This window comes from Parasulfuritortus cantonensis (genome assembly GCF_004337445.1).
In the GTDB taxonomy this organism is placed as follows: Bacteria; Pseudomonadota; Gammaproteobacteria; order Burkholderiales; family Thiobacillaceae; genus Parasulfuritortus; species Parasulfuritortus cantonensis.
The window spans coordinates 1-18,596 of the sequence record NZ_SJZB01000013.1 but is presented as its reverse complement, the minus strand read 5'-3'; the positions used below and the strand labels follow the sequence as shown (position 1 = coordinate 18,596).

The 18,596-nt window shown below is 69.5% G+C and carries 22 protein-coding genes and 1 pseudogene; 6 read left to right on the top strand and 17 right to left on the bottom strand.

Annotated elements, in window-relative coordinates:
* Genes EZJ19_RS03100 through ndk form a run of 7 tightly spaced genes read right to left on the bottom strand, consistent with a single transcriptional unit; the run spans position 1 to position 6,437 of the window.
* Positions 1–630 carry a YfgM family protein gene (locus EZJ19_RS03100; RefSeq protein WP_165873435.1) on the bottom strand — a complete coding sequence of 210 codons (630 nt, stop codon included), beginning with the start codon at positions 628–630 and terminating at the stop codon, positions 1–3.
* 2 nt (positions 631–632) lie between these two features.
* On the bottom strand, positions 633–1,898 hold the full coding sequence (gene hisS, locus EZJ19_RS03095; protein ID WP_131444834.1) for a histidine--tRNA ligase: 1,266 nt from the start codon (positions 1,896–1,898) through the stop codon (positions 633–635).
* 55 nt (positions 1,899–1,953) lie between these two features.
* A complete protein-coding gene (gene ispG, locus EZJ19_RS03090; protein WP_131444833.1) occupies positions 1,954–3,180 on the bottom strand; it encodes a flavodoxin-dependent (E)-4-hydroxy-3-methylbut-2-enyl-diphosphate synthase in 1,227 nt (408 codons plus the stop codon).
* Entirely contained in the window at positions 3,177–4,145 is a 969-nt protein-coding gene (locus tag EZJ19_RS03085) for a helix-turn-helix domain-containing protein (RefSeq protein ID WP_131444832.1), read from the bottom strand. Before EZJ19_RS03085 ends, ispG begins: the two co-directional genes overlap by 4 nt.
* A complete protein-coding gene (gene pilW / locus EZJ19_RS03080; RefSeq protein WP_131444831.1) occupies positions 4,142–4,933 on the bottom strand; it encodes a type IV pilus biogenesis/stability protein PilW in 792 nt (263 codons plus the stop codon). Before pilW ends, EZJ19_RS03085 begins: the two co-directional genes overlap by 4 nt.
* Entirely contained in the window at positions 4,930–6,012 is a 1,083-nt protein-coding gene (rlmN, locus tag EZJ19_RS03075; RefSeq protein ID WP_131444830.1) for a dual-specificity RNA methyltransferase RlmN, read from the bottom strand. Before rlmN ends, pilW begins: the two co-directional genes overlap by 4 nt.
* On the bottom strand, positions 6,012–6,437 hold the full coding sequence (gene ndk, locus EZJ19_RS03070) for a nucleoside-diphosphate kinase (protein ID WP_131444829.1): 426 nt from the start codon (positions 6,435–6,437) through the stop codon (positions 6,012–6,014). The genes rlmN and ndk overlap by 1 nt, the downstream gene beginning before the upstream one ends.
* 101 nt (positions 6,438–6,538) lie before the next feature.
* On the opposite strand from ndk, the gene EZJ19_RS16555 reads away from it, so the two are divergent.
* Positions 6,539–7,150 (top strand): SPOR domain-containing protein, encoded by a 612-nt coding sequence (locus EZJ19_RS16555; protein ID WP_131444828.1) that lies wholly within the window; start codon positions 6,539–6,541, stop codon positions 7,148–7,150.
* Here EZJ19_RS16555 and tilS read toward each other — a convergent pair.
* The 4 genes from tilS to EZJ19_RS03045 are packed head-to-tail and all read right to left on the bottom strand — an operon-like array spanning position 7,122 to position 10,500.
* Positions 7,122–8,438: a tRNA lysidine(34) synthetase TilS gene (gene tilS / locus EZJ19_RS03060; protein ID WP_131444827.1), complete on the bottom strand. Its 1,317-nt coding sequence runs from the start codon at positions 8,436–8,438 to the stop codon at positions 7,122–7,124. The two genes, EZJ19_RS16555 and tilS, sit on opposite strands and share 29 nt — an antisense overlap.
* A 56-nt stretch (positions 8,439–8,494) precedes the next feature.
* Positions 8,495–9,490 (bottom strand): acetyl-CoA carboxylase carboxyltransferase subunit alpha, encoded by a 996-nt coding sequence (locus EZJ19_RS03055; protein ID WP_131444826.1) that lies wholly within the window; start codon positions 9,488–9,490, stop codon positions 8,495–8,497.
* Positions 9,491–9,543: 53 nt separating this feature from the next.
* Positions 9,544–10,035 (bottom strand): FKBP-type peptidyl-prolyl cis-trans isomerase, encoded by a 492-nt coding sequence (locus EZJ19_RS03050; RefSeq protein ID WP_131444825.1) that lies wholly within the window; start codon positions 10,033–10,035, stop codon positions 9,544–9,546.
* Positions 10,036–10,500: a peroxiredoxin gene (locus tag EZJ19_RS03045; RefSeq protein ID WP_131444824.1), complete on the bottom strand. Its 465-nt coding sequence runs from the start codon at positions 10,498–10,500 to the stop codon at positions 10,036–10,038. It abuts the gene before it with no gap.
* Positions 10,501–10,550: 50 nt separating this feature from the next.
* Here EZJ19_RS03045 and EZJ19_RS03040 point away from each other — a divergent pair, with 50 nt between their 5' ends.
* Together EZJ19_RS03040 and EZJ19_RS03035 are read left to right on the top strand one after the other, a co-directional pair.
* Complete coding sequence (locus EZJ19_RS03040; RefSeq protein ID WP_131444823.1) at positions 10,551–11,708, top strand: cupin domain-containing protein; 1,158 nt, start codon at positions 10,551–10,553, stop codon at positions 11,706–11,708.
* Positions 11,709–11,850: 142 nt separating this feature from the next.
* Entirely contained in the window at positions 11,851–12,054 is a 204-nt protein-coding gene (locus EZJ19_RS03035) for a hypothetical protein (RefSeq protein WP_131444822.1), read from the top strand.
* 55 nt (positions 12,055–12,109) lie between these two features.
* Here the strand turns inward: EZJ19_RS03035 and EZJ19_RS03030 are convergent, their stop codons facing one another.
* Positions 12,110–13,252: a sigma-54 interaction domain-containing protein gene (locus tag EZJ19_RS03030; protein WP_206199301.1), complete on the bottom strand. Its 1,143-nt coding sequence runs from the start codon at positions 13,250–13,252 to the stop codon at positions 12,110–12,112.
* 189 nt (positions 13,253–13,441) lie between these two features.
* Here EZJ19_RS03030 and EZJ19_RS03025 point away from each other — a divergent pair, with 189 nt between their 5' ends.
* Genes EZJ19_RS03025 through cysC form a run of 3 tightly spaced genes read left to right on the top strand, consistent with a single transcriptional unit; the run spans position 13,442 to position 14,992 of the window.
* Positions 13,442–14,131 carry a sulfite exporter TauE/SafE family protein gene (locus EZJ19_RS03025; protein ID WP_206199300.1) on the top strand — a complete coding sequence of 230 codons (690 nt, stop codon included), beginning with the start codon at positions 13,442–13,444 and terminating at the stop codon, positions 14,129–14,131.
* On the top strand, positions 14,083–14,346 hold the full coding sequence (locus tag EZJ19_RS15980) for a TSUP family transporter (RefSeq protein ID WP_206199299.1): 264 nt from the start codon (positions 14,083–14,085) through the stop codon (positions 14,344–14,346). Before EZJ19_RS03025 ends, EZJ19_RS15980 begins: the two co-directional genes overlap by 49 nt.
* A 25-nt stretch (positions 14,347–14,371) precedes the next feature.
* Entirely contained in the window at positions 14,372–14,992 is a 621-nt protein-coding gene (gene cysC / locus EZJ19_RS03020; RefSeq protein WP_131444820.1) for an adenylyl-sulfate kinase, read from the top strand.
* On the opposite strand, the gene EZJ19_RS16550 is transcribed toward cysC, so the two are convergent.
* From EZJ19_RS16550 to EZJ19_RS03000, 5 genes and pseudogenes are all read right to left on the bottom strand, one after another.
* Positions 14,993–15,253, bottom strand: a complete 261-nt coding sequence (locus tag EZJ19_RS16550; RefSeq protein ID WP_276320095.1) for an aminotransferase class I/II-fold pyridoxal phosphate-dependent enzyme — start codon at positions 15,251–15,253, stop codon at positions 14,993–14,995. It abuts the gene before it with no gap.
* A 122-nt stretch (positions 15,254–15,375) separates the two neighbouring features.
* Positions 15,376–16,047, bottom strand: a pseudogene (locus EZJ19_RS16545) (aminotransferase class I/II-fold pyridoxal phosphate-dependent enzyme); the annotation flags it as partial.
* 97 nt (positions 16,048–16,144) lie between these two features.
* Positions 16,145–16,528 carry a thioredoxin family protein gene (locus EZJ19_RS03010; protein ID WP_131444819.1) on the bottom strand — a complete coding sequence of 128 codons (384 nt, stop codon included), beginning with the start codon at positions 16,526–16,528 and terminating at the stop codon, positions 16,145–16,147.
* The gene (locus tag EZJ19_RS03005; RefSeq protein WP_131444818.1) at positions 16,509–17,291 is read right to left on the bottom strand and encodes a M90 family metallopeptidase; all 783 of its coding nucleotides are present in this window, start codon (positions 17,289–17,291) and stop codon (positions 16,509–16,511) included. The genes EZJ19_RS03010 and EZJ19_RS03005 overlap by 20 nt, the downstream gene beginning before the upstream one ends.
* Before the next feature lie 416 nt (positions 17,292–17,707).
* The coding region (locus tag EZJ19_RS03000) for a large ribosomal subunit assembly factor BipA (RefSeq protein WP_476704067.1) at positions 17,708–18,596 on the bottom strand (889 nt) is incomplete at its 5' end.

Sequence of the window (18,596 nt, the reverse complement as noted above, 5' to 3'; positions counted from 1 at the left end):
TCAGCCTCCCAGGCCATCCAGTTTGGCTTCCACCATGGCCTTCATCGGGCTGGTGGCGTCGATCTTGTCCAGGGCCAGCTGGTAGGCGGCCCGGGCCTCGTCCTTCTTGCCCTGCTCGACCAGGACGTCGCCCTTGAGATCCGCGAACAGGGCCGCGAAGGCGGCGTCCGGCTCGACCGCCAGGGTCTTGAGGGCGCCGTCGTAATCCTTCTCGTCCAACTGGACGGAGGCCAGACGCAGACGGGCCAGCTGCTGCAGGCCCTTGTCGCCGGCATGGTCGAGGGCGTACTGGTACTGGGCCCGGGCGCTCTTCAGGTCGCCGGCCACGAAATTGGTCTTGCCCGCCAGCCAGGCGGCCGGAACCGCGTAGCCGGAACCGCTATAGCCGTCCATGATCTGCCCGGTCACTTCCTTGACCGTCTTCGGGTCGTTGGCCATGGCCGCCTGCACCGCCCGCTCGTAGAGGGCCATCGCTTCGCCGGCCTGCTTGGCCGACCAGATCTGCCAGCCTTTCCAGCCCGACACGCCGATCACGAACACGGCCACGGCGGCGATCACGTAGGTACCGTTCTGCTTCCACCAAGCCTTGAATTCGTCCAACTGTTCCTGTTCTTCGAGATCGAGTGCCATCTTCATTCCTTGCTGATAATCGTCGCCAGACCGGCCAGTCCGACCCGTTCCTGGGCGCCCTCGCCGCGCAGCGGCTTGACCGAGGCCTCGCCCGCCGCCGCCTCGTCGTCGCCGATGATCACGGCGAACCGGGCGGCGCTGGCGTCGGCCTTCTTCATCTGTGACTTGAAACTGCCACCGCCGCAGTGCAGGACGACCTTGAGGCCGGCATCGCGCAGGGTCTCCGCCACGGTCATGGCGAAGCGGGTAGCCGCCTCGCCGACGTTGACCAGGTAGGCGTCGGGCGTCGCGCCGGCGGGATTCTGCCCGGTCTCGGCGAGCAGCGCCAGCAGCCGCTCCACGCCCATGGCGTAGCCGCAGGCCGGGGCCGGCTTGCCGCCCAACTGGGCGACCAGGCCGTCGTAGCGGCCGCCGGCGCACACCGTGCCCTGGGCGCCGAGCCGATCGGTCACCCACTCGAACACGGTGTAGTTGTAGTAATCCAGGCCGCGCACCAGGCGCGGGTTGACGGTGTAGGCGATGCCGGCCGACTCGAGGCCCTGCTTGACCGCGGCGAAATGGCCCAGGGCCGCCTCGTCCAGTTCGTCGATCAGCTTGGGCGCCGCCTCGACCAGGGCCTGCATGGCGGGGTTCTTGGTGTCCAGGATGCGCAGCGGGTTGCTGTACAGGCGGCGCTGGGCGTCCTCGTCCAGTTGCTCCTTGTGCGCCTCGAAGTACTCGATCAGCTTGGCCCGGTGACGGGCGCGCGATTCGGCGCCGCCCAGGGTGTTGATCTCCAGGCGCACGAACTCGGCCAGGCCGAGCGCCTTCCAGAGCCGGGCGGTCATCAGCAGGTGCTCGACGTCCATGTCGGGGCCGGCGTAGCCCAGGGCCTCGACGCCGACCTGGTGGAACTGCCGGTAGCGGCCCTTCTGCGGCCGTTCGTGGCGGAACATCGGGCCCTGGTACCAGAGCCGCTTGCCACCGTCGAACAGCATGTTGTGCTCGACCGCCGCACGCACGGCCGACGCGGTGCCTTCCGGGCGCAAGGTGAGCGACTCGCCGTTCAGCTCGTCGACGAAGGTGTACATCTCCTTCTCGACGATGTCGGTGACCTCGCCGATGGCGCGCTTGAACAAGGCGGTGTGTTCCAGGATGGGGGTGCGCATCTCCAGGTAGCCGTAGCTCGCCAGCCAGTCCCGGATGGTCGCCTCGAAGTGCTGCCAGAGCGCGATGTCTCCGGGCAGGATGTCGTTCATGCCGCGCACGGCGCGCAGGTTGTCGTTCATGGTGAAGCCGTCAAGGATGGAAGTTCGGAGTCGCGGCGCGCCGACCCGGCGCCGGTCACGCCCCGCCCCCGTAGGTTCGTTGCACGTAGGCCTCGACGATGGCCTGGAATTCCTCGGCGATGTGCTCGCCCTTGAGGGTGACGGTCTTGACGCCGTCCTCGTAGACCGGCGCCACCGGGGTCTCGTTGCTGCCCGGCAGCGAGATGCCGACGTTGGCGTGCTTGGACTCGCCGGGGCCGTTGACCACGCAGCCCATCACCGCCACGCTCATGTCCTCGACGCCCGGATAGAGGCCGCGCCAGACCGGCATCTGGTTGCGCAGCCAGTTCTGGATGCGCTGCGCCAGCTCCTGGAAGAAGGTCGAGGTGGTCCGGCCGCAGCCGGGACAGGCGGTCACCAGCGGGGTAAACGAGCGCAGGCCCATGGTCTGCAGGATCTCCTGGCCGACCTGGACCTCCTTGGTGCGCGATTCGCCCGGCTCCGGCGTGAGCGATACCCGGATGGTGTCGCCGATGCCTTCCTGGAGCAGGATGGCCAGCGCGGCCGTCGACGCGACGATGCCCTTGGAGCCCATGCCGGCCTCGGTCAGGCCCAGGTGCAGGGCGTAGTCGCAACGCGCCGCCAGGTCGCGGTAGACGCGCACCAGGTCCTGCACGCCGGACAGCTTGCAGGACAGGATGATCTTGTCGGCGCCCAGGCCCAGTTCCTCGGCGCGCGCGGCCGACTCCAGGGCCGAGGCGATGAGCGCGTGGCGCATGACGTCCTCGGCGGCGTGCGGCTCGGCACGCCGGCTGTTGTCGTCCATCATGCGGGCCAGCAGTTCCTGGTCCAGGCTGCCCCAGTTGACACCGATGCGCACCGGCTTGTCGTACCGGCAGGCGATCTCGATCAGGGTGGCGAACTGGTCGTCGCGCTTGGCGCCGCGGCCGACGTTGCCGGGATTGATGCGCAGCTTGGCCAGGGCCTGCGCGCACTCGGGCACCTGGGTGAGCAGCTTGTGGCCGTTGAAGTGGAAATCGCCGATCAGCGGCACCTGGCAGCCCATGGCGTCGAGCTTGGCGCGGATGAGCGGCACCGCCGCGGCGGCCTCCAGGGTGTTGACCGTGAGCCGGACCAGTTCCGAGCCGGCGCGCCAGAGGTCATAGGTCTGCGCCACGCTGGCGGCGACGTCGGCCGTGTCGGTGTTGGTCATCGACTGCACCACGACCGGCGCGCCGCCGCCCACCGGGACACCGCCGACCAGAACGCGCCGCGCCGGGCGCCGCACCACGGGATGGCTCATTCCAGGGTCAACCTCGCTACCTTGTCGCCGGTATACGGCTTCAGGTCGATGCCGCGGCCGTCGTATTGCAGACGCACGCCGGCGGCGTTGCCGACCACCAGGCGGAACGGCGGCGTGCCGCGCAGGGTGAGCTGCTCACCGATCCGCAGCAGCCGGCTGTAGCGCTTCTCGTCGCCCGACATAACCTGGATCCAGGAATCGTTCTGCTCGGCGACCAGTTGGACGACGTGCGCCGGCCCGGCCGGGGCCGGCGGGAAGACCGGCAACTCGGGCACCGGCGGCACGGGCGCCCGCGCCGCGGCCGGGGCGGCCTGCGCCACCGGCGCCTGGACGGGGACGGGCTTGGCCGGAGCCGGCGGGACCGGGACCGGCTGGGCGGCCGGCGGCAACACCGCGGGCACGGCCGCCGACGGCGCCACCGCGGTCGCCGGGGCGGCCTCGGCGCCCGGCTGGCCGGGCACGCCGCCCTCCGCCGGCGGCACCGGTGCCATCGGCGCCGGCAGGGTGGCGTCCGGCATGGCGGGCAACGGCACCGGCTGGCTGGTCGGCGCCGGCGGCGTCGGCAGATAGGCCTCCTCGCCCTGGCTCAGCCAGGCGTACAGGGCCGCCACCACCAGCAGGAAGAGCAGGAAGACGACCATCGGCAGGAGCAGCCAGCGGCGCACCGGCGAGGTCCGGAAATGGACCTCCTCGGAATGTGCGGTGATCGCCTGCGTGCTCGCCACCGGGGCCTGTTCGGCCACCGGCAGGGCATCGACGGAAACCCCGACCAGGCGGGCGTAGTTGCGCACGAAGCCGCGCACGAACACCGGTGCCGGCAGGCGGCTGGCGTCCTCGGCCTCGATCGCCTCGATCTGCCGGCCGGTCAGCTTCAGCTTGTCGGCGACCTGGGCGACCGTCAGGCCCTTGGCCTCGCGTGCCTCGGCGAGGATGCGGCCGTAGCCTTCGCTCAACACCTCGCTCATGGCCGGTCCCCCGGCATGTCGTACTGGCTGTTCAGCAGCCAGGCGGTCTCCGGCGCCTCCGGATAGCTGCGCCGCAGTTGCAGGCCGTAGCTGGCCTCCGCCTCGCGGTTGCCGGAGGCGCGTTCCACCTTGACGGCGAGCCAGAGCGCGCCGGCATCGAGGCCGCCGTGCGCCTCGACCTGGCGCAGCAGCGACCGGGCCATCGGGGCATTGCCGCGGCGGAGGTGAATCTCGGCCATCACCAGGGTGGCCTGGGGCTGGTATTCGGCCCGGACCAGGGCGCGCTTGGCGTAGTTCTCCGCCTCGTCCAGGTTGCCGGCGCGCAGGGCGCACAGTCCGGCGTTGGCCAGGGCGCGTTCCGGGGTCGGGTAGAGGGGATTCTTCCAGGCCAGCTCATACTGGGCCATGGCCTCGTCGCGGCGCTTGCGCGTGCACAGGAAATAACCGTAGTTGTTGTGCGCCTCGGCATACTGCGGCGCCAGCTCGAGGGAGCGGAGGAAGTCGGCCTCGGCCTGCTTGTCCTCGAGGAGTTCGGCGTGCACCAGGCCGCTCATGTTGTAGGCCGGGGCGTAGGCGCCGTCGGCCTGCAAGGCCTCCTGCAGTTCCTGCAGGGAGATGGCGAACTGGCGCCGGGTGTAGTAGAGCGCCGCCAGTTCGGTATGCACGCGGGCACGCGGACTTGCCGACTCCATGGCCGCGCTGTCCTGCCCGGCCGGCTGGGTGCCGGGCTGGGCGGCACAGCCGCCCAGGACGATGGCGACGAATAGGGAAAACCAGCCAGTCTTCATGCTGCGGTCTCCATGCGTTTGAGGGTGCGTCGGGTCTTGTCGACCACCTGTCCGGCCAGTTGGCCGCAGGCAGCGTCGATGTCGTCGCCGCGCGTCTTGCGCGTCGTCGTGACGATGCCCTCGGCCATCAGGCGGGCGGCGAAGGCGCGCACCCGCTCGCCGGGGGAACGGCGATAACCCGAGTTGGGGAAGGGATTGAACGGGATCAGGTTGAACTTGCACGGCACGTCGCGCACCAGTTCGACCAGTTGCTCGACATGCTCGGGCCGGTCGTTGACGCCGTCCAGCATGACGTATTCGAAGGTGATGAAGTCGCGCGGCGCGTTGTCCAGGTAACGCCGGCAGGCGGCCATCAGTTCGGCCAGCGGGTACTTGCGGTTGACCGGCACCAGTTCGTCGCGCAGCGTGTCGTTGGGCGCATGCAGCGACACCGCCAGGGCCACCGGCATGTCCTCGCGCAGGCGGTCCATGGCCGGCACGATGCCGGAGGTGGACACGGTGACGCGCCGGCGCGACAGCCCGTAGGCGTGGTCGTCCAGCATCAGGGAAACGGCCTTGACCGTGTTGTCGTAGTTGAGCAGGGGCTCGCCCATGCCCATCAGGACCACGTTCGAGATGATCCGTTCCCCTTTCGGGTCACGCCCGAGGGCCTTGTTGGCCCACCAGAGCTGGCCGATGATCTCGGCCACCGTCAGGTTGCGGTTGAAGCCCTGCCGGCCGGTCGAGCAGAACCGGCATTCCAGGGCGCAGCCCACCTGGGTGGACACGCACAGGGTGCCGCGCTCGCCGTCGGGGATGAAGACGGTCTCGACATGGTTGCCGGGGCCGACTTCGAGCAGGAATTTGCGGGTGCCGTCGTCGGAGGACTGCTCCTTGAGCAGCACCGGGGGGCGGATCTCGGCCATCTCCTGCAGCTTGGCGCGCAGGCTCTTGGCCAGATCGGTCATCTGCTCGAAATCGTCCGCGCCGTACTGGTGCAGCCAACGCAGCACCTGCTTGGCGCGGAAGGGCTTCTCACCGATTTCCTGGAACCAGTCGGTGAGGCCCTTGAGGTCGAAGTCGAGCAGATTGACGGCCATCAACGAGAATAGATCTCGTGGCTGGGGAAGAAATAGGCGATCTCGACCGCGGCGGTCTCCGGGGCGTCGGAGCCGTGCACGGCGTTGGCGTCGATGGACTGGGCGAAATCGGCGCGGATGGTGCCCGGGTCGGCCTTCTTCGGGTCGGTGGCGCCCATCAGTTCGCGGTTCTTGGCAATGGCTTCCTCGCCTTCCAGGACCTGGACCATGACCGGGCCGGAGATCATGAACTCGACCAGGTCGTTGAAGAACGGGCGGCCCTTGTGCACGGCGTAGAAGCCTTCGGCCTCGGCGCGCGACAGGTGGAACATCTTGGCGGCGATGATCTTCAGGCCGTTGGATTCGAACCGGCTGTAGATCTTGCCGATCACGTTCTTGCCGACGGCATCGGGCTTGATGATGGACAGGGTGCGTTGGATAGCCACTTGGTAAATCTCCGGATGGAAAAAAGGACTGTAAAAGGCCGGCAAAAATAGCACGAAACCCCCTTAAAATGAAGGCGATTCAATGACAACAGGAGATCGCCGTGGCCGAGGAAAGCGTCCGGGAAGAAGGCTCCGACATCCGTCGCAAGGCAACCGCGCGCCTGGCCGTCGCCGGGCTGGTGACCGCCCTTGCCTTGGCCGCCCTGTGGTGGCTGGACCGCTCCGGCAAGGCAGCGCCGGCGGCGAAGCCGACGCCCCCGTCGCCCATCGTGTCCGCCCCGGTCGCGCCGCCGCCGGCGGCACCGCAGGCGAGCGACGCGCCTGGCACCGAACCGGGCGACGCGGCCAGCCCCCCGGCCGCCGACGCCCCGGTCGCACCGCCGCCCCCGCCGGCCCCGCAGATGGCCGTACCCGTCACGCCGCCGGCACGCGCCAACCACCCGCCCGCCCCGGCCGCCAGCGCAACCCCCGCGCCCCGGCCGGCCGCGCCGCAACCCGCCGCCGCCAGTGGCGACTACGTGGTCCAACTCGGCGTGTTCAGCAACCCGCGCAACGCCCAGGAGTTGGTCGCCCGCCTGAATCGCCAGGGCATCCGCGCCTACACGGAGACGCGCGTCCAGGTGGGGCCGTTCCGCGACCGCGCCGAGGCCGAGAAGGCCCAGGCCGAACTCAAGCGCCTCGGTGTCAGCGGCCTGGTGGGCACCACGAAATGAGCCAGCCGGGCGCCCCCGGGCCGGCCTGACAGGCGCAATCGACGCCCAGGCCGGCCGCCCAGGCGAGCCGGTCGCCGACGAACAGCAACGGCAGCTGGCCGCGCTGGTCGGCCGGAATGCCGGCCTCGCGCAGGAGATTCTTCAGGGTCCGGCCCGGGCGCCGGCAATCCGGACGCAGGCGCTCGCCGCCGGCCCGCCAGCCGACGCGTACCGCCTGCCCGGCCAGGCAGCCGGCCGCCAGCCCGTCGCCGAGCGCCGGCTCGAAACGCAGGCGGCCGCGGCCGCCCAGGTCCAGTTCCGGCTCGCCTTGCCAGAAGCGTTCCGGCGCCGTTTCCGGGCCCGGCGCCACCAGCACCGCGAGGCCGTGGCGGCGGCGCAGGCGCCACTCGCCGAGCGCCAGTTCGGGCTGCCGGTCCGTGCCGGCGTCGAGCAGTTGCGCCATGGCCTCGGCCAGCCAGGCGCGCCCGGGCAGGACACCCGCCTGCCGGTGCAGCCAATAGCGCAGCAGGTTGCGCGCCCGGGCCGGCGCCAGGGTGGCCAGGGCGGCCAGGCGCAGACCGTCAGTGTCGCCGCAGCGGGCCAGGTCGGCGGCCGCCAGATCGTCGAGCAGGCCGGCACTCTCGGCCAGTTGTTCGGCGGTGCGCGCGAGTACCACGCGGCTGGCCGGAAAACGCGATTCCAGCTCCGGCAGCACGGTGTGGCGCAGCCAGTTGCGGGTGAGCGCGAGGTCGCCGTTGCTGGCGTCGTCGACGTGGGCGACGCCGTGCTCGCGTGCGTAGGCCGCCAGGTCGGCGCGGGGAATCGCCAGGAGCGGCCTGAGCAGACGCCCGGCCGGATCGGCACGTTCCGCCGCCATGGCCGCCAGACCGTGCACGCCGGCACCGCGCAGGAGCCGGAACAACAGCGTCTCGGCCTGGTCGTCGCGGTGGTGGGCGAGGACGATGAAGTCGGCCGCCTGGTCGCGGTAGGCCTGGTAGCGGGCCGCGCGCGCCGCCGCCTCGAGGCCGTGTCCGTGCCGGCCGACGGCGACCCGACGCACGCTGAGCGGCACCCCGAGGCGGTCGCACTGGGCGGCACAGTGCGCCGCCCAGGCATCGGCCTCGGCCGCCAGGCCGTGGTGCACGTGCACGGCGGCGAGCGCGTAGCCCAGCTGGCCGCGCAAATCGGCCAGGATGTGCAGGAGGACGGAGGAATCGAGGCCGCCGGAATAACCCACGCACAGGCGGGCGGCGGGCGGCAGGCGGGGGCTCAGGAAATCGCGGACATGCGCGGCCAGGTCAACGGCCATTGCAACCGTAGCCCGTCCGGGCGCCCGGACGGCCGGGCCGGCCGGCCGCGGCGGCTTCAGCGGGCGCGCGTCTCTTTGAACTTGCCATAGCCCATGAGGCGGGCATAGCGGGTGTTGAGGAGGACGTCCATGGGCTGCTCGCGCACCTCCATGAGGGCATCGACCAGGGCGTCGCGCAGGTTTTCCATCATGGCGTCGGGGTCGCGCTGGGCACCGCCGACCGGCTCATGGACGACCTTGTCGATCAGGCCCAGGGTCTTCAGGCGCGGCGCCGTGATGCCCAGGCTCTCGGCCGCCAGCGGCGCCTTGTCGGCGCTCTTCCACAGGATGGAGGCGCAACCTTCCGGCGAGATCACCGAATAGGTGGAGTATTGCAGCATCTGCACCACGTCGCCGACACCGATCGCCAGGGCACCGCCGGAACCGCCCTCGCCGATGATCGTGCAGATGATGGGCGTCTTCAGCTCGGCCATGACGTACAGGTTGCGGGCGATGGCCTCGGACTGCCCGCGCTCTTCGGCGTCGATGCCGGGATAGGCGCCCGGGGTGTCGATGAAGGTCATCACCGGCAGTTGGAACTTCTCGGCCAGGCGCATCAGGCGCAGGGCCTTGCGGTAGCCTTCCGGGCGCGGCATGCCGAAGTTGCGGTACTGGCGCTCCTTGGTGTCGCGTCCCTTCTGGTGGCCGATCACCACCACCGGCTCGCCCTGGAAGCGGGCCAGGCCGCCGACGATGGCGGCGTCGTCCGAGAACGCACGGTCGCCGTGCAGCTCCTCGAAATCGGTGAACAGGCCCTTGATGTAGTCCAGGGTGTAGGGCCGTTGCGGATGCCGGGCCACCTGGGAAATCTGCCAGGCGTTCAGCTTGGCGTAGATGTCCTTGGTCAGGGTGACGCTCTTCTTGCGCAGGCGTTGGATCTCCGGCGCCAGGTCGACCCGTTTCTCCTCCTGCTCGTCGGAACCGGCTTCCTTCTCGGTCCCTTCCAGGAGGGTTTCTATCTTGGCTTCCAGCTCGGCGATCGGCTGTTCAAAATCCAGGAACGTGACTTTCATGTGCCGGAACGGGTATCGATGTCGGGGGCGCGCATTGTACCGCGCCGGCCCCCTCAGTGGTGGTGATGGTGGCCTTCGGGACCGTGCACGTGGCCGTGCTCGATCTCTTCCGGCAGGGCGGCGCGCACGTCGACGACGCGGCACTGGACACGCAGGGACTGGCCGGCGAGCGGATGGTTGCCGTCCACCACGACCTTGCCGTCGGCGATGTCGGTAACCGTGTAGAGCATGCGGTGCTGGCCATCCTCGCTGACGCCCTCGAACTGCATGCCGACCGCGACCTCGGCCGGGAACAGGTTGACGTCCTCCATGCGCACCAGCTCGGCGTCATAGTCGCCGAAGGCATCCTCGGGCTCCAGCATGACCTCCGCCTCGGCGCCGGCTTCCTTGCCTTCCAGGGCCGCCTCGACCTTGGGGAAGATGCCGTCGTAGCCACCGTGCAGATAGGCGGCCGGATGGTCGCTGGAAGCCTCCTCCAGCAGGTCGCCCTGACCGGTGGTGAGACGGTAGGAGATGGAGACGACGGTGTCCTTGCCAATTTGCATTTAGAGTTCCTTTACCAGTTTGAGCATTTCCTCGGCGTGGCCTTTGGCCGTCACGCCGTAGAGCGCCTGACGCACCTTGCCGGCACGGTCGATCAGGAAGGTCGAACGCTGCGCGCTTTCCCGCATCACGCCATCCACCTCCTTGTTCACCAGCACGCCGTAAGCCCGGCAGACGACGCAGTCCTTGTCGGCCAGCAGGCGGACCGAGATGCCGTGCTTGTCGCGGAATACCCCGTGGCTGATGCAATCGTCGCGCGACACGCCCAGCACAACGCAGCCGAGCCGGGCGAAATCGCCTTCCAGGTCACTGAATTCAATGGCCTCGGTCGTGCAGCCGGGCGTATTATCGCGAACGTAGAAATAGAGCACGACGTTGCGCTCCTTTCTCATATCCGCCAGCCGGACGATCTCCATGTCGGCATCCGGCAATTCGAAATCCGGTGCCTCGTCGCCCGGTTTCAACATATCGACCTCATGACATCAGTGGGACACGCAGCCATTATATGAGCCCGGCCATGACAAAGCGCAATCGCCCGATTGAATTCGCAGTTCCCGATCTGAAAGCCCTTTTGGGCGGCCTCTCGCCAACCCGTTTCTTCCGCGAATACTGGCACAAGAAACCCCTGCTCATCCGCAATGCCGTCCCCGGCCTGGAGCACGTCATCGACGGCGCCGGGCTGATGGATCTGGCCTGCCGCGAGGAAGCCGAAAGCCGCCTGGTGCGCCACGTGCGCGACAACTGGCGGGTCAAGCACGGTCCGTTCACGGCGGCCGAACTGGCCGCCCTGCCCAGGAAGGACTGGAGCCTGCTGGTGTCCGGCGTCAACCTGCTCGATGGCCGCGGCGACGCCCTGCTGAACGCCTTCAACTTCGTCCCCTACGCGCGCCTCGACGACCTCATGGTCAGCTTCGCCCCGCCCGGCGGCGGCGTCGGGCCCCACTTCGACGCCTACGACGTCTTCTTGATCCAGGGCCTCGGCCGCCGGCGCTGGGAGATCAGCGCCCAGGACGACCTGGAGGTGGTCGACGACTGTCCGCTGCGTATCCTCAAGCGCTTCCGGGTCGACCAATCCTGGGACCTGGAACCCGGCGACATGCTCTACCTGCCGCCGCAGTACGCCCATAACGGCGTCGCGCTGACCGACTGCATGACCTGGTCGATCGGCTTCCGCACTCCCAACACGCAGGAGATCGCCACCCAGTTCCTGATCTATCTGCAGGACACCCTGTGCCTGGACGGCGTCTACGCCGATCCGGACCTGCGCTATTCCCGCCAGCCCGGCCGCATTCCCGACGGCATGGTGCGCGGGCTCAAGGACATGATCCGGCGCGTACGCTGGAACGATGCCGACATGGACGAGTTCATCGGCCGCTACCTCAGCGAGCCGAAACCGCACATCTTCTTCGACCCGCCCGAGCGGCCACTGTCCGCCGCCGCGTTCGGGCGCCGCCTGGCGGCCAAGGGCGCGCGCCTGGATCCGCGCACCCTCATGCTCTACCTGGGTGACGCCTTCTACATCAACGGCGAACGCCTGGACGCCGAGCCCGGCCTGGCCCCCATGCTGCGCCAACTGGCCGACAGCCGGACCCTTCCGGCCGGGGAAGCGGACGCGGTTGCGGCGGCGCTCCTGCACGACTGGTACTGCAGCGGATACCTGCACATCGGACATTAATACTAGGGTGACACGAGTATAAAAAAGACTATCGGAACCTCTAGCATTAGTTGATCGTTTTGCTAGAATCCAGCGTCGATTCGTTAGCTACTTGCCGCGGATCGCAAGTTCGTTGATCAACTTTTTATTAAGGAAATATCAAATGAAATATTCCGTCCTGCTCGCCGCCCTCCTGGCCCTGGGTCTGTCCGCCTGTGGCAAGAAGGAAGAAGCCGCTCCGATGCCGGCTCCCGAAGCCGCCGCTCCGGCTCCCGCTCCTGAAGCCGCCCCGGCTGCTCCGGCTCCCGAAGCTGCCGCCCCGGCCCCGGAAGCTGCCCCGGCTGCTCCCGCCGAACCCGCCAAGTAATTCGTTACTTGTCGCGTGGAAGCCGGCCTTCGGGCCGGCTTTTTTTATGTCCGCGCTAGGCGCGGAAACGTCCGGCGTCGACGCCCAGCTTGCGCATCTTCGAACGCAGGGTATGTGGATTCACGCGCAGCAACCGGGCCGCGCCGTGCGGACCTTCGACGCGGCCGTGGCAGGAGGCCAAGACGCTTTCGATATGGCGGCGGATGACCGTCTCCAGGTCCTCGACCGGGGCCGCCGGCGAGGTCTCCCCGACGGTCGCGCGCGCCGGCGTGGGCACCGCCCCTAGGGCCCGCGCCACCTCCAGCCTGTGTCCGTCGCCGAGGATGGCCGCACGCTCGATCACCGACGCCAGTTCGCGCACGTTGCCGGGCCAGGGATAGGCCGCCAGCAGGTCCAGGTCGGCGGCGTCCGGCATGCGCGGCGGCAAACCCAGACGCTCGGCCGCCCGGAGCGAGAAATGCGCGGCCAGGGCCGGGATGTCCTGCAGGCGTTCGCGCAAGGGCGGCAACGGGATGGGGAACACCGCGATGCGGAACCACAGGTCCTCGCGGAACGCGCCGACGCCGACCGCCTGGCGCAGGTCGCGGTTGGTGGCCGCGACCAGGCGGACGTCGACGTTGAGCACGTGCTCGCCGCCGACGCGCTGGAAACTGCCGTCCTGGAGGACGCGCAGCAGGCGGACCTGGGCCGCGAGGGGCAGTTCGCCGATCTCGTCCAGAAACAAGGTGCCACCGTCGGCGCGCTCGAACCAGCCCTTGCGCGTGGCCACCGCACCGGTGAAGCTGCCGCGCTCGTGGCCGAACAGTTCCGAGTCGATCAGTTCCGCCGGGATGGCCCCGCAGTTCACGCGCAGGAACGGGCCGCCGGCGCGCCGGGAATGCTGGTGCACCGCCCGCGCCACGACCTCCTTGCCGGTCCCGGTCTCGCCCAGGATCAGGACCGGGGCGTCGGAGCGACCGACCTGACGCACCGCCGCCATGACCTCGCGCAGCCCGGCCTCGGCGCCGACGATGGCCTGGTTGCCGCCCGGCCGCTTCTGGCGCCCGGCCTGGCGTTCCGCGGCCAGCCGCTGCAGCAGGCGGCGACTGCCCGGCCCCAGGTTGCGGCCCAGTTCGACGAGAAAGTCGTCGACGCCGGCGTCGTCCTCGACACACAACGCCGCCAGGGCGTCCAGCTCAGAGATTTCACCTGAGTCCAATGAAATATCATCGTTTTCCATGAAATATAAATGATTTATCCGTGATATTTAACAGACTAGGCCAGGGCGCCACGTTACGCCAGTCGCGTTTCCCCGGCAGGCCCTGCCCCCGGGCGGCTTCCGGGGCGGCCGGGCAGAGCCGGCACGCCGCTTGCGTGGGCCGTGGCGTCCGTCATCAAGGAGCCCGCCATGCCTGCCCTCGCCTTCGCCGCCGCCCTACCACCGCTGTCGAGCCGGCGCACCCGGGTCTGGCTGGGCCTGGTCGGCGCCACGGTGCTGGTATTGACCGGCCTGCATTTCCTGCCCGGCGGCGACCTCGCCACGCGGAGCGCCCTCGGCCTGCCGGGGTTCACCTTGCTCGCCATCTTCCTGGCCGCCCTGGCCTGCGAGTTCATGGACTCCAGCCTGGGCATGGGCTACGGCACCACGCTGACGCCACTGCTCCTGGTGGCCGGCTTCGAACCGCTGCAGATCGTCCCGGCCATCCTGCTGAGCGAACTGATGACCGGCGTCGCGGCCGGGGTCCTGCACCAGCACGACGGCAACGTCGACTTCCTCGGTGACCGCCACGCGCGCCGGACCGTACTGCTGCTCGCCAGCCTGAGCGGCGTCGGCGCCCTGCTCGCGGTCTGGCTGGCGGTGAGCATCTCGAAGTTCTGGCTCGGCATCGGCATCACCGCCATCATCCTGGCCATGGGCGTCGTGATCCTGCTTACGCGGCGCCGCCAGGTGCCCTACCGGGCCAGTGGCATCGTCGCCGTGGGCGCCGTCGCCGCCTTCAACAAGGGCCTCTCCGGCGGCGGCTACGGCCCCTGGTCACCGCCGGCCAGGTGGTCTCCGGCCTGCCCGCCAAACATGCCGTCGCGGTCACTTCGGTAGCCGAGTCGCTCACCTGCCTGGTCGGGGTCCTGGCCTACCTGGCGGCCGGCAAGTCGATCGCCTGGGAACTGGCCGCGCCGCTCATGGCCGGCGCCATGCTCTCGGTGCCGATGGCAACGCTCACCGTCAGCCGGACCTCGGAAGCCGCCCTGCGCGGCGTGGTCGGCTGGGCCACCCTGCTGCTCGGCGCCTTCGCCCTGCTCAAGTTGATCTGATCCCCCGCGCCACCGGAGCCCCCGCATGACCGAAATACGCGCCACCAACATCACCTGGCACAGCGGCCACGTCAGCCGCACCGAACGCGAGGCCCTGCTCGGCCAGAAAGGCATGACCATCTGGTTCACCGGCCTGAGCGGCTCGGGCAAGAGCACCCTCGCCTTCACCCTGGAACATGCCCTGCTCGGGCGCGGCCGCCTGGCCTACGTCCTGGACGGCGACAACATACGCCACGGCCTCAACAAGAATCTCGGCTTCAGTGCCGCCGACCGCGAGGAGAACATCCGCCGCATCGGCGAAGTGGCCCGGTTGTACGCGGACACCGGCGTGATCGCCATCACCAGTTTCATCAGCCCCTATCGCGCCGACCGCGACCGGGTCCGGCAACTGCACCGCGAAGTCGGCCTGCCGTTCGTCGAGGTGCTGGTCGACGTCCCCATCGCGGTCTGCGAGAGCCGCGATCCCAAGGGCCTGTACCGCAAGGCGCGCGAGGCCCTGGCGGCCGGCCACGGCCTCGGCTTCACCGGCATCGACGATCCCTACGAGGCGCCCGAGGCACCGGAGATCGTACTCAGGAACGACATCCTCACGCCCCAGGAGGCGACCGCCCAGGTGCTCCGCTACCTGGACGTCGACGCGGCCTAGCTAACGGGCCAGGTGGGCGGCGATCCGGGCCACCGCCTCCTGCAGGCGCGCGACCTCGGTCGTATAGGCGAAGCGGACGTGGCGCTCGGCCCGGTAGCGGCCGAAATCGCTGCCCGGCGTGACCGCGACGCCGGCCCGCTCGAGCAGGTCGGCGGCGAAGGACTCGGCGTCGGCGGCGAAGCCACCGACGTCGGCATAGACGTAGAAGGCGCCCTGCGGCACCACCGGCACGCCGAAGCCCAGCCGGCGCAGTTCCGGCACCAGGTAGTCGCGCCGCCGCGCCAATTCCGCCTTGCGCGCCTCCAGCAGGGCGCGCGCCTCCGGCCCAGGGCCGCCAGGGCCGCGTGCTGGGCGGGAGTCGGCGCGGCCAGGAAGACGTTCTGGGCCAGGCGCTCGATGGCCGCCATGAGGAAGGCCGGGGCGAGCAGCCAGCCGAGGCGCCAGCCGGTCATCAGCCAGTATTTCGAGAAGCTGTTGACGACCACGACGTCCTCGCCCAGGCCGGCCGCGCTGGGCTCGTCGGCGCCATAGATCAGCTCGTGGTATATCTCGTCGACGATCAGCCAGCCGCCGCGCGCGCGCACCGCGGCGTGGATGGCGGCCAGTTCGGCGGCCGGGATGACGGTGCCGGTCGGGTTGCCCGGATTGGCGACCAGGACGCCGCGCGTGCGCGGCCCCCAGTGCCGCTCGACCAACTCGGCGGTGAGCTGGAAGCCGGTCTCCGGGCCGACCGGCACGCCGACGCCCGCGGCCTCGACCAGGCGGGCGAAGTGGCGGTTGCAGGGATAACCGGGATCGGCCAGGAGGACCTCCTCGCCCGGGTTGAACAGCGCCGCCATGACCAGGAGCAGGGCACCCGACGCGCCCGGCGTGACCGCCACCCGCTCGGCCGCGACGGCGACCCCGTGCCGGGCCGCGTAGTAGCCGGCGATCGCCGAACGCAGCTCGGGCAGGCCGAGGGCCGGCGTGTAGTGGGTATGGCCGGCGCGCAGGGCCCGGATGCCGGCCTCGACGATCGGTTCCGGGGTCGCGAAGTCCGGTTCGCCCACCTCCATGTGGACGATGTCCCGCCCGGCCGCCTGCATGGCCCGTGCCCGGGTGAGCACGGCCATGACCCGGAAGGGCTCGATGTCGGCGAGCCGGTCCGCCGGCTCAGGCCAGATGCTTGTCGATGAGTTCACGGACGAAGTGCTCGGGCTTGGCGCCGTGGAAGCGGTCCACCACCTCGCCGTTCTTGTACACCAGCACGGTCGGGAAGCCTCTCGCGCCGTTGCGGCCGGCGATCTTCATGTTGTCGCCCTCGTCGACCTCGACCTTGGCCAGGCGCACCTTGCCGCCGTACTCCGGGATCACCTTGGTGAGCACCGGGGTGAGGAAATGGCACGGCCCGCACCAGTCCGCCCACAGGTCGACCAGGACGAGATGGCTCTTGGAGCCCTCGATGACGTCGGCGTCGAAGTGATGGGTGTCGGTGTCGAAGATGCACTTGTCGCACACCGCGTCCTGATGGTCGTGGTCATGTAGTTGCAGTGTCATATGAACTCTCCAGACGGGAAAGGGGATCCTGTTTGTAGAAACGCCGCAGGCGTTCGTAGAGCGCCGGATAGTCGTCCGCCAAGACGTCCGGCATCTCGAAGAAACATTCCGACAGGACGGCGAAGAACTCCGCCGGACTCTCGGAGGCATAGGGATCGATGGCGGTCTCCTCGCCGGCGTCGACCCGGCGGCAGAAATCGGCATAGGCCTGCCCGAACGCGGCCGCCCAGTCGGCCACCGCGAGCCCGGAATGGAGCGGCGGCAGGCCGTCGACGGCGCCGTTCTTCATGTCGAGCTTGTGGGCGAACTCGTGGATCACCACGTTGTAGCCCTGGCCGCCGCCCGAATACAGCACGTCGTCCCAGGACAACACCAGGGGCCCGCCCTCCCAGGCCTCGCCGGACAGCGGCTGGCGCACCCGGTGGACGATGCCGTAGTCGTCGACGATCTCGCGCTCGGGCACGAACTCGGCCGGATAGACGATGACCTCGCTCCAGCCCTTGTACCAGTCGTAGCCCAGGTTGAGCACCGGCAGGGCCGCGAAGGCGGCGATCCGGGTCGCCATGGCGGCGTCGACGGCATGGCCGGCGGCACCGCTGAACGTCTTGTCGGCAAGCAGGCGGCCGGCCAATTCGCGCAACCTGGCGGCGTCATCGGCCGCGAGGCCGTCGAATACCGGCAGCGCCAGGGCCTCCGCCCAGGCGCCCGGGTCCAGCTGCAGGGACTGCCCGGCCGAAAACAGGGACTTCAGGAAGCCGGCCATGCCCTCACCCGGCGCAGCGCGCCCGGCACGGGCGAGCGGCCATTTCAGGCCTCGCGCGCCGCACGCCCAAGGTGTTGGCTGCGGCCGCCGCTACGCGGCTTGACATGCGCTGCGCCCATGTCAGCCTCCGCCGACACTCAGGCCTCGCGCGCCGCACGCCCAGGGTGTTGGCTACGGCCGCCGCTGCGCGGCTTGACATGCGCTGCGCCCATGTCAGCCTCCGCCGACACTCAGGCCTCGCGCGCCGCACGCCCAGGGTGTTGGCTACGGCCGCCGCTACGCGGCTTGACATGCGCTGCGCCCATGTCAGCCTCCGCCGACACTCAGGCCTCGCGCGCCGCACGCCCAGGGTGTTGGCTACGGCCGCCGCTGCGCGGCTTGACATGCGCTGCGCCCATGTCAGCCTCCGCCGACACTCAGGCCTCGCGCGCCGCACGCCGCCGCTCGTGTTCCTTGAGATGGCGCTTGCGCAGGCGGATCGACTTGGGCGTGATCTCGACCAGTTCGTCGTCCTCGATGAACTCGACGGCGCGCTCCAGGGACATCTCGATGGGCGGTACCAGGCGCACCGCTTCATCCGTTCCCGAAGCACGCACGTTGGTGAGCTGCTTGCCCTTGATCGGGTTCACCACCAGGTCGTTCTCGCGGCTGTGCACGCCGACGATGATGCCCTCGTAGAGCGGGTCGCCCGGGTTGACGAACATGCGGCCGCGGTCCTGCAGCTTCCACAGGGCGTAGGCCACGGCGGGACCGTCTTCGGCGGAGATGAGCACGCCGTTGCGGCGGCCGGGCATGTCCGGACGGATCGGGCCCCAGTCGTCGAAGACGTGGCTCATCAGGCCGGTGCCCCGGGTCATGGTCAGGAACTCGCCCTGGAAGCCGATCAGGCCCCGGGCCGGGATGCGGTATTCGAGGCGGACGCGGCCGTGGCCGTCCGGCACCATGTCCAGCATGTCGCCGCGCCGGAGGCCGATTTCCTCCATGATGGCGCCCTGGTGCTCCTCCTCGACGTCGATGGTGAGCAGCTCGTAAGGCTCCTGCTTCTCGCCGTCGACCTCGCGGGTGACCACCTGCGGCCGCGACACGGCCAGTTCGTAGCCTTCCCGGCGCATGTTCTCCAGCAGGATGGTCAGGTGCAGCTCGCCGCGGCCGGAGACCTTGAACACGTCGGTGTCGGCGGTGTCCTCGACGCGCAGGGCGACGTTGGTGTTGAGTTCCTTCTGCAGGCGGTCGCGGATGTTGCGGCTGGTGACGTACTTGCCTTCCTTGCCGGCGAAGGGCGAGGAGTTGACCTGGAAGTTCATG

What these genes read in the sequence shown, in the direction of transcription:
- EZJ19_RS03045 (WP_131444824.1), bottom strand. Translation starts at nt 10,500, where the DNA reads ATGTTGAAACCGGGCGACGAGGCACCGGATTTCGAATTGCCGGATGCC.
- EZJ19_RS03055 (WP_131444826.1), bottom strand. Translation starts at nt 9,490, where the DNA reads ATGAAAGTCACGTTCCTGGATTTTGAACAGCCGATCGCCGAGCTGGAA.
- ispG (WP_131444833.1), bottom strand. Translation starts at nt 3,180, where the DNA reads ATGAGCCATCCCGTGGTGCGGCGCCCGGCGCGGCGCGTTCTGGTCGGC.
- EZJ19_RS03040 (WP_131444823.1), top strand. Translation starts at nt 10,551, where the DNA reads ATGACAAAGCGCAATCGCCCGATTGAATTCGCAGTTCCCGATCTGAAA.
- hisS (WP_131444834.1), bottom strand. Translation starts at nt 1,898, where the DNA reads ATGAACGACAACCTGCGCGCCGTGCGCGGCATGAACGACATCCTGCCC.
- EZJ19_RS03025 (WP_206199300.1), top strand. Translation starts at nt 13,442, where the DNA reads ATGCCTGCCCTCGCCTTCGCCGCCGCCCTACCACCGCTGTCGAGCCGG.
- rlmN (WP_131444830.1), bottom strand. Translation starts at nt 6,012, where the DNA reads ATGGCCGTCAATCTGCTCGACTTCGACCTCAAGGGCCTCACCGACTGG.
- tilS (WP_131444827.1), bottom strand. Translation starts at nt 8,438, where the DNA reads ATGGCCGTTGACCTGGCCGCGCATGTCCGCGATTTCCTGAGCCCCCGC.
- EZJ19_RS03035 (WP_131444822.1), top strand. Translation starts at nt 11,851, where the DNA reads ATGAAATATTCCGTCCTGCTCGCCGCCCTCCTGGCCCTGGGTCTGTCC.
- cysC (WP_131444820.1), top strand. Translation starts at nt 14,372, where the DNA reads ATGACCGAAATACGCGCCACCAACATCACCTGGCACAGCGGCCACGTC.
- EZJ19_RS03050 (WP_131444825.1), bottom strand. Translation starts at nt 10,035, where the DNA reads ATGCAAATTGGCAAGGACACCGTCGTCTCCATCTCCTACCGTCTCACC.
- EZJ19_RS03100 (WP_165873435.1), bottom strand. Translation starts at nt 630, where the DNA reads ATGGCACTCGATCTCGAAGAACAGGAACAGTTGGACGAATTCAAGGCT.
- EZJ19_RS03085 (WP_131444832.1), bottom strand. Translation starts at nt 4,145, where the DNA reads ATGAGCGAGGTGTTGAGCGAAGGCTACGGCCGCATCCTCGCCGAGGCA.
- EZJ19_RS03010 (WP_131444819.1), bottom strand. Translation starts at nt 16,528, where the DNA reads ATGACACTGCAACTACATGACCACGACCATCAGGACGCGGTGTGCGAC.
- pilW (WP_131444831.1), bottom strand. Translation starts at nt 4,933, where the DNA reads ATGAAGACTGGCTGGTTTTCCCTATTCGTCGCCATCGTCCTGGGCGGC.
- EZJ19_RS03005 (WP_131444818.1), bottom strand. Translation starts at nt 17,291, where the DNA reads ATGGCCGGCTTCCTGAAGTCCCTGTTTTCGGCCGGGCAGTCCCTGCAG.